The sequence below is a fragment of the Caproiciproducens galactitolivorans genome, assembly GCF_004768785.1.
Lineage (GTDB): Bacteria > Bacillota > Clostridia > Oscillospirales > Acutalibacteraceae > Caproiciproducens > Caproiciproducens galactitolivorans.
In genome coordinates, this window is record NZ_SRMQ01000009.1 from 14,780 (window position 1) to 29,185 (window position 14,406).

The 14,406-nt window shown below is 48.3% G+C and carries 12 protein-coding genes and 5 tRNA genes; 14 read left to right on the plus strand and 3 right to left on the minus strand.

Going from position 1 to position 14,406, the window contains the following annotated elements:
- Window positions 1-7: 7 nt before the first annotated feature.
- The 14 genes from CAGA_RS09320 (at window position 8) to CAGA_RS09385 (ending at window position 9,626) form a co-directional block, all read left to right on the plus strand.
- Window positions 8-84, plus strand: a tRNA-His gene (locus CAGA_RS09320).
- A gap of 45 nt (window positions 85-129) precedes the next feature.
- Window positions 130-205, plus strand: a tRNA-Gln gene (locus tag CAGA_RS09325).
- Window positions 206-294: 89 nt separating this feature from the next.
- Window positions 295-370 (plus strand) — tRNA-Lys (locus CAGA_RS09330).
- 502 nt (window positions 371-872) lie between these two features.
- Window positions 873-1,103, plus strand: a complete 231-nt coding sequence (locus tag CAGA_RS12690) for a hypothetical protein (RefSeq protein WP_167875207.1) — start codon at window positions 873-875, stop codon at window positions 1,101-1,103.
- On the plus strand, window positions 1,030-1,206 hold the full coding sequence (locus CAGA_RS13005) for an IS3 family transposase (RefSeq protein WP_135660154.1): 177 nt from the start codon (window positions 1,030-1,032) through the stop codon (window positions 1,204-1,206). The genes CAGA_RS12690 and CAGA_RS13005 overlap by 74 nt, the downstream gene beginning before the upstream one ends.
- A gap of 297 nt (window positions 1,207-1,503) precedes the next feature.
- A tRNA-Thr gene (locus tag CAGA_RS09345) sits at window positions 1,504-1,579 on the plus strand.
- A 38-nt stretch (window positions 1,580-1,617) separates the two neighbouring features.
- Window positions 1,618-1,703, plus strand: a tRNA-Tyr gene (locus CAGA_RS09350).
- Between the two features lie 230 nt (window positions 1,704-1,933).
- Window positions 1,934-2,176: a hypothetical protein gene (locus tag CAGA_RS09355; protein WP_135660156.1), complete on the plus strand. Its 243-nt coding sequence runs from the start codon at window positions 1,934-1,936 to the stop codon at window positions 2,174-2,176.
- Window positions 2,177-2,486: 310 nt separating this feature from the next.
- Window positions 2,487-3,689: a phosphoenolpyruvate hydrolase family protein gene (locus CAGA_RS09360; RefSeq protein ID WP_135660158.1), complete on the plus strand. Its 1,203-nt coding sequence runs from the start codon at window positions 2,487-2,489 to the stop codon at window positions 3,687-3,689.
- 183 nt (window positions 3,690-3,872) lie between these two features.
- Window positions 3,873-5,081: a Tm-1-like ATP-binding domain-containing protein gene (locus tag CAGA_RS09365; RefSeq protein WP_135660160.1), complete on the plus strand. Its 1,209-nt coding sequence runs from the start codon at window positions 3,873-3,875 to the stop codon at window positions 5,079-5,081.
- A gap of 15 nt (window positions 5,082-5,096) precedes the next feature.
- Window positions 5,097-5,615 carry a DUF1097 domain-containing protein gene (locus tag CAGA_RS09370; RefSeq protein WP_135660162.1) on the plus strand — a complete coding sequence of 173 codons (519 nt, stop codon included), beginning with the start codon at window positions 5,097-5,099 and terminating at the stop codon, window positions 5,613-5,615.
- Between the two features lie 49 nt (window positions 5,616-5,664).
- Window positions 5,665-6,495 (plus strand): phosphoenolpyruvate hydrolase family protein, encoded by an 831-nt coding sequence (locus tag CAGA_RS09375; RefSeq protein ID WP_135660164.1) that lies wholly within the window; start codon window positions 5,665-5,667, stop codon window positions 6,493-6,495.
- Window positions 6,496-7,020: 525 nt separating this feature from the next.
- Window positions 7,021-7,245, plus strand: a complete 225-nt coding sequence (locus CAGA_RS09380) for a MerR family transcriptional regulator (protein ID WP_135660166.1) — start codon at window positions 7,021-7,023, stop codon at window positions 7,243-7,245.
- Window positions 7,246-7,745: 500 nt separating this feature from the next.
- On the plus strand, window positions 7,746-9,626 hold the full coding sequence (locus tag CAGA_RS09385) for a type I phosphomannose isomerase catalytic subunit (protein ID WP_135660169.1): 1,881 nt from the start codon (window positions 7,746-7,748) through the stop codon (window positions 9,624-9,626).
- A gap of 93 nt (window positions 9,627-9,719) precedes the next feature.
- On the opposite strand, the gene hypB is transcribed toward CAGA_RS09385, so the two are convergent.
- The 3 genes from hypB to CAGA_RS09400 all read right to left on the minus strand — a co-directional run bounded on the left by hypB (window position 9,720) and on the right by CAGA_RS09400 (window position 14,385).
- Window positions 9,720-10,370, minus strand: a complete 651-nt coding sequence (gene hypB / locus CAGA_RS09390) for a hydrogenase nickel incorporation protein HypB (RefSeq protein ID WP_135660171.1) — start codon at window positions 10,368-10,370, stop codon at window positions 9,720-9,722.
- 43 nt (window positions 10,371-10,413) lie between these two features.
- A complete protein-coding gene (locus tag CAGA_RS09395) occupies window positions 10,414-10,755 on the minus strand; it encodes a hydrogenase maturation nickel metallochaperone HypA/HybF (RefSeq protein WP_135660173.1) in 342 nt (113 codons plus the stop codon).
- A gap of 231 nt (window positions 10,756-10,986) precedes the next feature.
- Window positions 10,987-14,385: a DUF4430 domain-containing protein gene (locus CAGA_RS09400; RefSeq protein WP_135660175.1), complete on the minus strand. Its 3,399-nt coding sequence runs from the start codon at window positions 14,383-14,385 to the stop codon at window positions 10,987-10,989.
- Window positions 14,386-14,406 lie beyond the last annotated feature (21 nt).

Below are 14,406 nucleotides of genomic sequence, written 5' to 3' on the forward strand. Positions count from 1 at the left end.
TATGATGGTGGATGTAGCTTAGCTGGTTAAAGCGCCAGTTTGTGGCACTGGAGACCGTGGGTTCGAATCCCATCTTCCACCCCATATAAAAATTTGGCGCGGACATGCTGAGAGTTCCGCGCTTCATATTGGGCTGTAGCCAAGGGGTAAGGCAACGGACTTTGACTCCGTCATTCCGTAGGTTCAAATCCTGCCAGCCCAGCCAAAACGCCTGTCTGCGGGCTTTGTACGCGGACAGGCAAATTAATTGTTGACACCAGTATCGAAAACTGGTATAATATATAAGTTGGTTATGAATCATTAGCTCAGTCGGTAGAGCACTTGACTTTTAATCAAGGTGTCCGGGGTTCGAATCCCCGATGGTTCACCAAACAAAAACAGAGAAAACCTGCATAAATGCTGAACATTTCAGTAATTTGTGTGGGTTTTCTTTTTGTCAAAATATAGATTTGTGCTGATTTATCGTCGGTTACTACCGCTTTTATGGTATCTTTTCATTTGCTTTTTTCGGCTGGTTGGAAGATATAACGTTCAATATCAACAGAGCAATCGGCAGGATGTCAAGAAGGGCGAAGTCATCACCTACGACATGGTGGATTTGGATGCTTTTTCCTTGGTGTACCAGCTCAGAAAGCTGCAGGATAGATTCTTCTAATTTCCGTCCCGGCAGGCGAAAGTTTTCCGCATGCTTATAACGGATAAAGCCATCAGAGATTTTGTCTCATTAACAATATTGAAGAATTTTCGCAAAAGAAGCTGAAAGAAAACGATGAAAAGTACCTCCTTAAATTAAATGGATTATCCCCCAGAAAACGGACAGTAAAAAAGAGACCTCCTGTTGTAGAATGGAAAGTACAACAGGAGGTAATTTTATGCCCAGAAAATATACAAAAGTAGAAATGTTAAGCGAGGAAGTATTCCGTCGAAAGGCATCTGGAGAAACGAACCGAGAAATACGAGAAAGCTACGGACTAACAAAATATCAAATCAAACAGTTGGTCAGCCGCCAACATTGGAAGGCGTGCTTGATTGCCAACGGGTATATACCTCTTCCTAAAGGCAGGCCACGAAAAATACCGTACCAAGTTTTCCAGTTGCGCTGAAGTTGAACAGGCAGTAGCTGAATATGTCCAATTTTACAATTATGAGCGTATTAACATGAAAAACGGCCTCACTCCGTCCGAAATACGGAGCAAGACCGCCTAAATCTGAGCTATTCTGCGACAGGGCTTTTATTTCTTTGTCTGTTCAATCGGGAACAGTCCAATAGAACTGTTGCAGGCGCGTTTTTTAATTTGCCAAAACAGATGTAAAACACCTTGCGATATCATGCTTCAGACCACATTCTTGCTTTCACCATTCGCTTTTTTTTGCCCATAAATTTTTTATATTTGCTCTGCGTTCCGCATGTTCGCGCCCCGTTTCATACATTGTGACATGTTTTCTTAAAAAGTCTTGACATTCGGTAAAGAACGTGGTATTATACATAAGCGCTGTGAAAATGCTGGCGTAGCTCAGTTGGTAGAGCAGCTGATTTGTAATCAGCAGGTCGGGGGTTCAAGTCCGTCTGCCAGCTCCAAGCGTTAAAAGGAGTTTTGGAAACAAAACTCCATATATGGAGGAGTTCCCGAGTGGCCAAAGGGGGCAGACTGTAAATCTGTTGCTTTATAGCTTCGATGGTCCGAATCCATCCTCCTCCACCAGATGAAAACCCGCATGGTCTAATAACCATGCGGGTTTTGCTATGCGCTGAAAGATTGAAATAATATCCGATACGAAGGAGAATCCAAGGTATGAAAATGATTACCGGAAAAGTACTGTCACTCATTCTCACTTACACTATGCTGTTCGCTATGATACAGGCGCATGGGCGATTCCATTCTGCTTGATACCACAGCTACACCATGCCGATCAACGGCAATTATGAAATCGGTTGGCGGCGGAACCCCGGGGAACTTCGGTAAAAGTTTATTCCACCAATCCCAATATTGCGAGCGTGACAAAGCAGGCAAACGGAAATTATAAAATAACCGGCAGAAAAAATGGTACGGTTTACATTATGTATGACGTGTATGACAGCAAGAACAAGTTGCTCACCCATGTGTCCGTCCGTCTTGATGTAAAAACCGGAATCCGTCTGGGCGGCGACTCTACAAGGCAGTTCGGGGTGTTCTAAAGGACAATTTAAATTTCTTTTCAATCTTCAAATTTCACCCAATTCACAAAATATGGATTGGGTGAAATTGTTTCTGCATAATTGTTGTAGCAAATCCGCATTGCCAAATGGACGGAGGGTTTGCTTATCCGGCATGTTTCGAATCCCATTTGCAAAAACCGTTTTGTAGATAGATTAAGAAACAACATAAAAATAATATATAATGACATATTTATCTGATTAAACAGTACATATAATTTTATAATAGAGACAAATTTTTTTGTAAACAGCTAATATTTTTGTGCGGCTTTATTGTGCTGGAGGTGCTGATATGCAAATCGAGCGGAAGGAGATCATAAAAAGACTAAATGCACAGATACAGGTGAATGGGCATATTATCGGGGTGGCTGCAGGTAGCGGCATGACTACTAAGTGCAGCGTACTGGGTGGCGCAGACCTCATTCTCGCACTAAGTGCAGGCCGCTTTCGGCAAACCGGCCGTGCTTCGTTGGCCAGTTACCTTTGTTATTCGAACAGCAATTGGGTTGTTATGGATTTCGCTTCCAGGGAGCTTATGCCGCTCATGCCAAAGACTCCCATCCTTTTTGGCATCAATGCCACCGACCCAAATATCAATTTGGAAAATTACATAACACAAATCAAGAACGCTGGTTTCGATGGAATAAACAATTGGCCTACTATAGGACTCATCGACGGGCAATTTCGTGAAGCGCTGGAAGAAGAAGGTCTCTCTTACTCTCTCGAGATAGAAGTCATCAAGCTTGCCCACAAGCAGGACATGTTTACGCTGGCCTTCGTTTTCGATGTAGTGCAGGCAGAGCAAATGTTAGAAGCGGGCGCAGACGTGATCTGTGTCCATTTAGGACTCACAGCCGGCGGTATTTTGGGCGCGAAAAAGGTTCAATCCTTAGACAGGAGCAGAGTGCTGGCGCAGCAAGTGTTCGATGTCTGCGACAGAATAAACCCAAGTGTTGTAAAAATGGTCTATGGCGGCCCAATTAAGTCTCCCTTGGATGCAAAATATATTTATGACAATACCGAATGTCAAGGATTCATCGGCGGTTCTTCCTTCGAACGTATTCCCGCGGAAAAAGCTATTATAAATACCACAAAATCCTTCAAATATTCGGAGAACACCAAAGAAGAGGACAGTCTCATCAAGGCCCTTGCCGGTCAGGCTTACGATTACGACTATGTGGAATTTATTAAGGATTACATTAAAAATAATTACGGGAAGCCGATCTGTTTAAGCGAGTTGGCTTTAGCCACCCATATCTCGATTCCGTATCTCAGCGCTAAGTTTAAAAAAACAGTAGGCTGTAGTTTTACAGAGTATTTAATCCGTTACAGAATGAATAAAGCTTGCGAGTTTCTTAAGGAAAAAGGAACGCCTGTCAGCAAAATTGCCGAACTGGTCGGATATCCTGACTACATACAATTTTCCAAAATCTTTAAGAAGTACAAAAAGATGACACCAACTGCATACCGGGCGAGTGTTGATACAAAAAATTGAATAAATATAACAAAAATTAAATAAACACAAGAACATATTAAATCAACATATACAATTAATATTTTTCTGATGATAAAATCTATCATAGTTTCCACCGTCAAAGTTTTTATCGATGCAAGGATCCAACATCGGGAAAAGGCAGGCGGCGGAATTTTCAGAATCAAAAGGAGGTGTACTTGGAAGGTGAAAACAGTAGCGATTGCTGGCACATTCGACAGCAAGGGGAAAGAATTTCTTTTCCTCAAGGAGTTGTTTGAGGAAATCGGATTGAAAACATTAACGATCCATACAGGAACCTTCAGTCCGTTGTTTTCCCCAGACGTCTCCAACAATGAAATAGCGGCTGAGGCCGGCGAAAATCTGTCCGAAATCGTTGCATCTAAAGACCGTGCTAGAGCCACCGCGGCGATGTCCCTTGGTGTGGAGAAGATCATCCCCCGCCTTTACAATGAAGGGAAATTTGACGGAATCATCTCTCTTGGCGGTTCGGGGGGCACTTCAATCATTACTCCCGCAATGCGTGCTCTGCCCATAGGAGTGCCGAAGATTGTTGTCTCCACTATGGCTTCGGGAAATACAGAGCAATATGTGGGCACGAGTGATGTGATCCTTATTCCCTCTATCGTTGACGTGGCGGGGCTTAACCTGATTTCTACCAGAATTTTCAGTAATGCCGTATTTGCCATGGCCGGGATGCTGGAGCATAAGTTGACAAAAAAAATCGAACAGAAGCCGCTGATTGCGGCGTCCATGTTTGGCGTCACTACCCCCTGCATTGACCAGGCAAAAAGTTACCTTGAATCCAAAGGTTATGAGGTCTTGGTGTTTCATGCGACCGGAACCGGTGGGCGAACCATGGAATTGCTCATTCAAAACGGATATTTCAAAGGTGTGTTGGATTTGACCACCACAGAGTGGTGCGATGAGCTTTTCGGAGGCGTTTTAAACGCTGGGCCTCACCGCAATGAAGCTGCAGGTTTCTGTGGAATACCCCAGGTTGTTTCGGTGGGCGCCTGCGATATGGTCAACTTCGGCCCTTGGGATACTGTGCCAAAACAGCATCGGAAAAGAAATCTCTACCGGCACAATCCAACCGTTACCCTGATGCGTACGACCGTACCGGAGAACGAGGCGATCGGCAAGAAGCTGGCGGAAAAATTGAATATGGCCAAAGGAAAGACTGCCCTTTTTCTCCCCTTGAAAGGCGTTTCCATGATCGATGCCGAGGGACAACCCTTTTATGGCCCTAAGGAGGACAAAGCGCTGTTTGATGCCCTGAGGCAGAACCTAAACCGCCAAGTCGTCCAACTCTATGAAATGGACTGTCATATTAATGACAGGGAATTCGCCCTTGCTGCTGCTAAGAAGCTCATCGAAATGATGGAGACATGAAGGAGGCGGATTAGTTTGAAAATTACGAAACTCGACTTCTCCGTTGCCGTTCTTGCAGGTCTCTCCTGCTTCTTTATGGTTATTCCGGTGGTCAAGTTCCCCGTTTGGGGACTGTTTATAGGTTGGGCATGGTACTTTGCTGAAGGAGCGAAGCCCGCCGCCTTTAAGCGCGCAATACCCCCAATGCTGTTCGGGTATGCGATGGCCGCAATTTCCGCAATCGTTTTCGATGCCGCCGGGTCAAATATCTGGGTGCTTGCCGCCGTTGTGTGTGTAACCGTATTCGGCATCATGTTGTCCTGCAAGGGTAATCTCTTCTCCATGTCGCTGGCATCCTTTAATGCCTTTTCCTGTCTGTTCGCCGGTTACTACGCCGGAAATTTTCCTGCCGTCATTCATGATGGAGGTTGGGCAGATTGGAAGAACGTCATGCTGGCAGCACTATGGCTCGCCTTTTCAAATGTAGTTGGTTTGTGCTTCGGTTGGCTTAGCATCAGGCTGGGCACAAAAATCGGCAGCAGGCAAGAAACCTAAAAAAATTTAAAGAAACCTAATAAACTTATCGTATGGGAGGAATAACATCATGCTATATAAATCCAGGGAAGAAATCATTGCTGACTTCAAGGCACAGATCGCTGCGGGTAAGATTCTGGTTGGCGTTGGGGCGGGCACCGGCATTACCGCAAAATGCTCCGAAAAAGCCAACGTCGATATGCTGATTATTTATAATTCCGGTCGTTACCGCATGGCGGGTCGCGGTTCTCTGGCCGGGCTGATGGCTTATGGGGACGCGAACCAGATCGTTGTTGAAATGGGGCATGAGGTATTGCCGATTGTTAAAAAGACTCCAGTACTGGCAGGCGTCTGCGGTACCGATCCTTTCCGCGTTATGGAGATCTATCTGAAAGAGCTGAAAGCACAGGGCTTCAACGGTGTGCAGAACTTCCCCACGGTAGGCCTTATTGACGGAGTTTTCCGCCAAAACCTGGAGGAGACCGGCATGGGTTATGGACTTGAGGTTGACATGATTCACAAGGCCCATGAGCTTGATATGCTCACCTGTCCCTACGTCTTTGATCCCAAGCAGGCTGTTGATATGGCGGAAGCCGGAGCAGACATTCTGGTCGCTCATATGGGCCTCACCACCAAAGGCTCAATCGGTGCAAACACGGCTAAGACTTTGGATGATTGCATCCCCCTTATCAAGAGCATTATTGACGCCGGACGTAAAGTCAATCCTAATATCATGGTCATCTGCCACGGTGGACCCATCGCTGATCCTGAGGATGCCGCTTACATTATCAAGAACATTCCTGAGATCGATGGTTTCTTTGGTGCTTCCTCAATTGAACGTTTGGCTTCTGAACGCGGCATGACCGCTCAGGCGGCCGCATTCAAGGCTATCAAAAAGTAAATAAGGACATCAAACGGTTCCGTTCATTCTCTAAACTTAACAATGGACATAGGCTTATAGTCATGCCCCCGGCAAGCCGAGGGGCATGACTATAATGTGACCCTGAAGCAGAGCAATCTGTTTCGGGGTATTATTGTGTGATTCTGTAGGAGGATAATGATTATAATAGGTTGTTAAACTGTTGTGCAAAATATTTGGATGGAATGGTTTACTTGTTCCACTTTGAGTTGATGATCTTGAGAATTAGTATAAAGATGATGGTACGAAATAATCTCTGTAATCTTGCTTTCTCGTCTTTGCCATTGACTACCGCACAGGGTTTATCATTTCTGCAAGAATATCGCAACTTTCGTCCGGGTCGTCCTTGCACAGTTCCGAAAGCGTCATGTCTTTAATAGGCTCAGCTATGGAGCAACACGTCATAGATATGCTTTTCAATCAGGCCTTTCAGTTGAAATTGGTTATTTCTAGTAATATAATTTTTGTAAAAGTCGGTAGCAACTACAGACTTTTGAGTTGATCAAGATGAAATATCATGTTCGTGATGTTGCTCGGATCCTTGGAATAACACCCGGGGCATTGCACTTTTTTGAAAAACAAAATATCATAAACACAAAAAAGGAGCGCAATGGATACCGTTACTATGACGAAGAGAATGTATTTTGTTTATTATCTTACTTCAAATATCATTCTATTGGTATGCCGTTTAAGGATATAGGAAAGCACTTCGGCGGGCAAGAGAAACCGTAATTTGGTAATTAAACGCGTTCGCCGGTGCCGACAAATCTGCTTCTTTATTATGAACATCTTCGGCAGCTAATAGACGATTATCTGAGCATATATGATAAAATCCCTGCCCTGTTAAGAGAATTATGGAGTTACCGGTTATAGCAACGGAACACTCGCGGTTAATGTAAATGGTGAAGTGAGAGAACTGGAATGTGACAGCGTAATTCTGTCGATTGGGTACAAACCTGAGAATTCGCTGTTTCAGGAGCTAAAATTTGATGAACCTGAAGTTTATTTCCGTAACTTTGGGGTGCGGATCGAAACGGGGGGAACCGGCGGCAAAGCCGGAGTGGCATACATGTCCCCCAAACGCGTTTTCATGGACTGAGCGGACTGGGAAAATCGTTCGATTTGTGCTAATATTGAAATGGATAGGATTCCCTTGGCGTCTTTTTGCCCGTCGGCGATCGGGCGGGAAGGCGAAGCGGAATCAAGCTAGGAAGGAAAGGCCTGATGAGAAAATGGAAGCGATTAAATTAACACCGGCCTGCAAGGACTACCTTTGGGGTGGGAACAGGCTGAAAAATGAATTCGGAAAGCAGAGCGAGCAGGATATCATCGCGGAAACATGGGAGCTGTCCTGCCATCCGGACGGACCCAGCACGATTGCGGAAGGGAAAGAAAAGGGCAAAACACTCGCCCGCTATCTTGAAGAACAGGGGAAAGCCCTGCTCGGGAAAAACTGCGAAGCGTTTGAAGATTTCCCCATTCTGATCAAACTGATTGACGCGAAGGAAAACCTTTCGGTTCAGGTGCACCCGGACAACGGCTATGCCGCGCAGGTTGAACATCAGCAGGGGAAAACGGAAATGTGGTATGTGGTCGACTGCGAACCGGGAGCGGCGCTGTACTACGGCCTGAACCGTGAAGTCACAAAGCAAGAATTTCAAAAGCACATGGAGGACGGAACCCTTCTGGAGGTGCTCAACCGGGTGAAAGTCCATCCGGGGGACGTTTTTTTCATTGAGGCGGGTACCATCCACGCGATCGGTGCGGGAATCCTGATTGCGGAGATTCAGCAGAATTCGAATGTAACCTACCGCGTTTACGATTACGACCGCACCGATGCGCAGGGCAACAAGCGCCCGCTGCATATACAAAAAGCGCTCGATGTGGCGGCGCTGAAGCCCGCCCCGGTGCGGAAGTGGGAGAAGCATCTGGCAAGCTGCCGGTATTTTACAGTAGATAAAATCGAAACCAATACGGCTATCGCGATTGATTCGGACGAAAAGAGTTTTCACCATCTTCTGTGCCTGGACGGGATCGGAAAGGTTGAATGGAAGGACGGCAAGCTGGAATTTCAAAAAGGCGACAGCGTCTTTTTGCCTGCCGGTTTGGGAGCCTGTAAGGTAAGCGGAAATTTCCAGGCTCTGCACACATGGATTCCCGCCCCTCCATCCTACCGGATTGGTATCGACCTTGGAGGAACCAATATTGCGGTGGGAATTGTGGATGAAAACCTTCAGCTCGTGGCAAAGCATTCCGTACCGACACAGGCGGAACGCCCGTATCAGCAGATTGTTGAGGATATGGCGAAAGCAGTGTTCACCGCGATGAAGGAAGCGGGCGTTTCGCTGGAACAGTGCACGTCCGTTGGCATTGGAAGCCCGGGGATTTGCGATTCAGAAACCGGAACGGTCATTTATACGAATAATATCAAATGGGAGAATATCCCCTTAACGGCGGAATTGCAGAAATGGATTCCTCTCCCGTGCTATCTCAGCAACGATGCGAACTGCGCTGCGCTGGGGGAAGTGGCGGCGGGAGCTGCGAAGGGTTGTAAAAACGCCGTGCTTCTCACCCTCGGCACCGGCGTCGGCGGGGGCATCATACTGGATGGGAAGATTTTTGCAGGCTGCCATTCCGCCGGCGCGGAGCTTGGCCACACCGTTTTGGTGAAGGACGGGGAGCCCTGCACCTGTGGGCGGCGTGGATGCCTGGAAGTGTATGCGTCCGCAAGCGCGTTGATACGGCAGGCGAAGCGCGCCGCGGAAAAGAACCCAGATTCCTTGCTCTGGAAGCTGTGCGGCGGCGATCTGGAGCGGATGGACGCGCGGATCCCGTTTGAAGCGGAAAGGCAGGGTGACGAAACAGCGAAACAGGTTGTGAAGGAATATGTCGCTTGCCTGAGCGAGGGAGTCATAAATTTCGTCAATATTTTCCGACCGGAATATGTGATTCTCGGCGGCGGTGTCTGCAACGAGGGTGCGCGCCTGCTTGACCCGATTAACGACTGTGTCCGCCGCCTCTGCTTTGGCAGCGATAAGGTTGAACCGCCGAAAGTCGTGCGCGCCAAGCTTGGAAACGATGCGGGAATCATCGGCGCCGCGGTTTTAAAATAATGCCGCAGGCTAGTAAATGTGAATAGAACAAATAAAAGCTCCCGTAAGACCGCAAAGCGGATTCTTACGGGAGCTTTTCTGTGGAAAAGGAATTTACATCTGCTCGTATTTTTCTCTCAGAAAGCGGGCAAGGGTGTCAATTCCGGCTGCCTTTTCGTTCTTTTTCAAGCTTACCTCAAAGACAGGCGCTTCCGAAACGGCTCGCAGACCCTTTACAAAATTGTCGCTGTCAAAGCCGACCGCTTCTTTCAGGTCGCATTTTGTCAATGCAACCACGTCAACATAGCTGAACATCGGGACATACTTAAACGGCTTGTCGTCGCCCTCCGGCACGCTGGCGGCTAGCAGGCGCACAGATTCGCCAAGGTCAAATTCCGCAGGGCAGATGAGGTTTCCCACGTTTTCAATAAAGACAATGCCGTCGTGCATGTCGATTTGATCGGCACCGTCCCGAATAACGCGCGCGTCCAGATGGCATTCCCCGCAGGTATTGATCTGGGAAGAACGCAGTCCCTGTTTCTCCAGATTTTCTGCGTCAATGGATGAGGAAATGTCCCCCTCGATCACGCCGACGGGAATATCCTTCAGCTCTTTGGCGATGGCGGAAATCAACGTGGTCTTTCCCGCGCCGGGAGCACCCATCAGGTTTACGGCAAGGAGATGCCGCTGTTTAAAATATTTCCGATTTTCTTCCGCCAGCTTTTCGTTGCCTTCGAGCAATTCTTTCATGATAATAACTTCCATTTTTCTTCACCTTTCCATCATTATTAACCTTATAAATCAGCATTTACTGTCCGTCAAAGGATAAAATATAAAATTCCCGGCCGGTTCCCTTGATCAAAATGGAATCGCCGCCGCAATCCGGACACTGAAAATCCCTTGTGTGAGGAAATTTTTTCCCGCAGCTTTGGCAGCGAAGCATGGCGGGCCTGTGCTCAAAAACCAGATCTGCGCCCTCACAGGGATGCCCTTTGGCTGCGACTTCGAAGTACATTTGAACCGATTCATCAATAATGGAAGATAGCTCTCCGATGACCAAAGAAATTTTATTAATTTTTTTAATTTTATTTTTCTCCGCTTCTTCGTCCATTACGCGGATAATATCAAGAACTACGGGCAGTTCATGCATTTTTCAGCCCTCCACCGGGATAGGAGTATCCCTTTTTCGCCTTCTTCAGGATATGAAAAGCCATGAAGTCAATACTCTCGCAGAGTAAACCTTCATGGCTTTCCTTACGGTTTGATAGAACCGGATTCCGTCTTAACGCTTTGCTTCAGGTTTTCATAACCGGAGCACCAATTGATCATACCACACAAAACCGCATACTGTCAATTGGCGGCGGATATTTCCCTTGTGTTTTTATAGGGCTGGTGCAGGGGCGAAATTCTCATTATTCTTCACCGCGATATAACAGAGCCGGTTCGGCTTCTGGCCCGGCAGCGTACTGTATACGGCAGTCATTGTGCCGGGAGCGCCGATGGCGGTGACGCTGAGATAATATTTATCGCCTTTGCGCTTTACCGAGCTTCGGAAGGCGTTCGCGTTACCAATTGTAAAGGCCGGGGCCGCGCCGACGGTTACGATAATCCCGAAGGTATAGGTTTTTCCGCTTTGGATACCCGTCGGGAAAACCGTATCGGAAATGACCGGATACGGATTCGTAGCGGCGTTCGGTAGGAGCACGTAATCAGAGTACTGTGCAGTAGAAAACGTTATATACCCGAATGTATCCACCGAATATTCGCTTTTTCGCATTTGCTCAAGCGATTTTTCCGTCGGGTTTAGGGAATACAGGAATACCTTTGCGTTCGCGGCGCAGCCCTCCTGATCGCCTACGTAAACCTTCACGCTGGCTGTACCGGGCAGCAGGCCGCTACCGGAAAATTTCAAAAGAACGCCGGAAGCCTTTTTGTCCTGCGTGTTTGCTTCCACGATCGGCCGGACAGCGGCGTCGTTCGCAGCCGGGACGGTATGCAGGGAAAGGTTCACATCATTGACGGGAGCGATGGAATTCTTTAAGCCTGCGCCGGAAAAGATCCAGGTGTAGGCTTCCCTGCCGGTTTCCGAATTCACAACGGAAACCGTAAGGTCCTTCTGCCCGTTCTTTGCCGCCTGTAAAACGGCTTGACTTAGGGTGATTTCCAGCTTTGCGTTTGGATTGGTGTTGTTCGCGACGGCTTCTGGTGCCAGTACCGTTAGGGCTGCCGCTTTTATCCCGTCGTTTTTCAACTGTTCCAGAATGGATGCAGCCGGCAGGGCGATTTTTATTCCCTCTGGCTTTTCCGCTGTTGCGGACGCAAGAATAGCGGCGATATCCGCCTGAACGGTGGTGGTAATCGTTGCTTTTTCACCGGCTATAGCCGGTGCCTCATCGGGCTGAAGAATGATTTCTTTGGGGGCGGTTGATGAACCCGGGCTTTTTACCGTATTGCCGGAACTGCCCTTTTCCGCAAGCATTACGGTGATTTGCGGTAGCTCCGCATTGCCGGACAGCGTATAATTGCCCTGTGGCAGCTTTGCGGTAAAGAGATAGGTTCCTGCGGTATTCGGGTCATATTGCGGGCTGGAAGTCCAGGTAATTCCCGCGATTGTGCCCTTTTTCCCGTTGATGGTAGCCGTAAGCGATGTCGGAAGCTTTAGCTTTTCCAGTGCAGTTCCGTACGCGGCGGTTTGGTTTTTTACGGCAGGATGCAGTTCGGCAAACGAAGAAATTTCGATTTCATAAGGGATAACGTCCGTCATATCGTAAAGGGAATGGCCGCCCAGCCGGTTGTAAGCCGCTAGGGCATATGCGCACTGGTCGGTGGCCATGGCGTCCGCTTTTGCGTTCAGTATGTGGCTGAAGCCTTTTTCCGGAATATAGAATCTTGACAGAGCGGAAAGCAGCCAGCTTCCGTCCGATTTAATAAAGCGGGAATCGCTTTTTGGATCTATGCCAAGCTCAGTTAAAGCGACGATGACCTGCGCCGTGCTTTCGGCGTTGAGCGTGCCCCAGCTTTGGTAGCCGCCGTCGTTCCGCTGCAGCCGGGAAAGGGTGTTAAGACCTCTCTCAATGGCTTCGGCAACGTCGGACTGCTGTTTGTATTTCGATAGTGCCTGCAGCGCCATGGCTGTGATGTCTGGGTCGGGAGTAGAACCGGAAAGCGCCCATCCGCCGCCGGGAATCTCTTTGGAAAGAATATATTCCACCATTTTCTCCCGCGAATTCTGTGCTTTCCCCTTCTCCGCCTCTGGCATGTCGTAATTGGCGGTGTCAAGGGCAATCAAAGCGAAAATAGGACCGTTGATGCCCTGGTATTTTACTTTGTCAAAATCGGCAAGCGGACGAATCAGGTTGTAGCTGCCCACGTTTCTGGGGTCCCGGCCAATGGCGGTAAGGCCAATAATTGCACGGGAATACTCGGTGTATTTACTGCTGGAAAGATTTCCCTCCTTTTTCTTAACATAGTTTACGACATTCTGATAGTACGTGTTGTAATAGTTCTTCGGAACCTGCGCACCAGAGCGGGCCAGCGCCAAAACTGTCCATTCCCCGGCGAAGGTGCCGAAGGAAGCGGACGGAACCGTTTTTAAAAGCACTTTGGAAACATCTTGGCTCATATCCTCCGCGGATACCTTCAGCGCTTTTGGCGTGCCGCCGTTCCCGAGCGGATGTTCGTCAACGCTTACGGTGATAACCGGGGCGGATGTGCCTTTCAAAACGTATTTTTCCGGAAGCTCCGCCCGGAAGGAATAGGTGCCGGCGGTCGTTGGGGAATAATCCGGCGTGGAATTCCACGAAACGCCGTCGACGATCGCAGATTTTCCGTTTACGGTTGCAGCAAGGGATGGGGGCAGTTTTAGCGCGTGCAAAGCGGTTCCAAACCGCACTTTCTGTACCCTTATGGAAGGCGCCAGCGATTGAAAGGAAGAAACCTCCTTCTTCGAGAAGTAGTCGGCATAGAGTCCCGACAGCGCTTCCGCCGCAGCGTCGGTGTCCATTTGAGAGGCCTCCATGTTTTCGGCGGTTTTCAGCGCGGCATCGTAAATCGCCCGGCCGCTTTGTATAATTTTGTCCTTGTATTTGGAACTGTTGATTTTGGCAAGCTGAGCGGTCAGCCGGTCTTTATTCGCAACCTTGACCATGGGTTCCCCCATAAAGGCGGTGCCAAGGTCGCTCCCATAGCCGTGCAGCGTAAACTGCCACCGGATAACGTCCCCGTCCTGGGGCTGGTAATCGGAACAGCCGTACGGCATACAGCGGTTATTGACAAAGTACATCCATCCGGACATAAAGCCATAATCAAACTCGCCAAGCCAGTCCGGATCGCCTTTTCCCTCGTTTTCCGTATTAGACGGCCCGCCGTTGTCTGTTATGTACTTCGGAATATGCAGGGGGTGCGGGCCGTCTTTTATCTTGGAAAGATAAAACCCGCTTTCGATTTCTCCCGTATGCCTGTAATTCCCTTCACCCAGTAGGCGTGTTAGGATGGCCGCGCCGTTGTCACCGTTGTAAAAGGGAACCACAGCCGGCTCAACCAGATAGCCCTGTCCCAATGTGAATTTTTCTACGTCAATGATGATGTGCCCCTCCGGCACGGGGCCGGATTCCTTTATACCGGTTATACCGGAATCCTTTTTACCCGAATCCATTACACCTGAATCAGAAACCGGGCTTCTGAACAAAGCCGGATGCACGCCGGCGGTTGCGGTAAAGCTTGCAAGCGCCAAAGAAAGCGCAAGGACAAGGCCTACCGCAGACCGGAACAATCTTTTCATGAAAAGTCCTCCTTTTTTTCT

Coding starts and splice junctions, on each gene's coding strand:
- CAGA_RS12690 (WP_167875207.1), top strand. CDS start 873: ATGCCCAGAAAATATACAAAAGTAGAAATGTTAAGCGAGGAAGTATTC.
- CAGA_RS09360 (WP_135660158.1), top strand. CDS start 2,487: ATGCAAATCGAGCGGAAGGAGATCATAAAAAGACTAAATGCACAGATA.
- CAGA_RS09375 (WP_135660164.1), top strand. CDS start 5,665: ATGCTATATAAATCCAGGGAAGAAATCATTGCTGACTTCAAGGCACAG.
- CAGA_RS09380 (WP_135660166.1), top strand. CDS start 7,021: ATGAAATATCATGTTCGTGATGTTGCTCGGATCCTTGGAATAACACCC.
- CAGA_RS09385 (WP_135660169.1), top strand. CDS start 7,746: ATGGAAGCGATTAAATTAACACCGGCCTGCAAGGACTACCTTTGGGGT.
- hypB (WP_135660171.1), bottom strand. CDS start 10,370: ATGGAAGTTATTATCATGAAAGAATTGCTCGAAGGCAACGAAAAGCTG.
- CAGA_RS09395 (WP_135660173.1), bottom strand. CDS start 10,755: ATGCATGAACTGCCCGTAGTTCTTGATATTATCCGCGTAATGGACGAA.
- CAGA_RS09400 (WP_135660175.1), bottom strand. CDS start 14,385: ATGAAAAGATTGTTCCGGTCTGCGGTAGGCCTTGTCCTTGCGCTTTCT.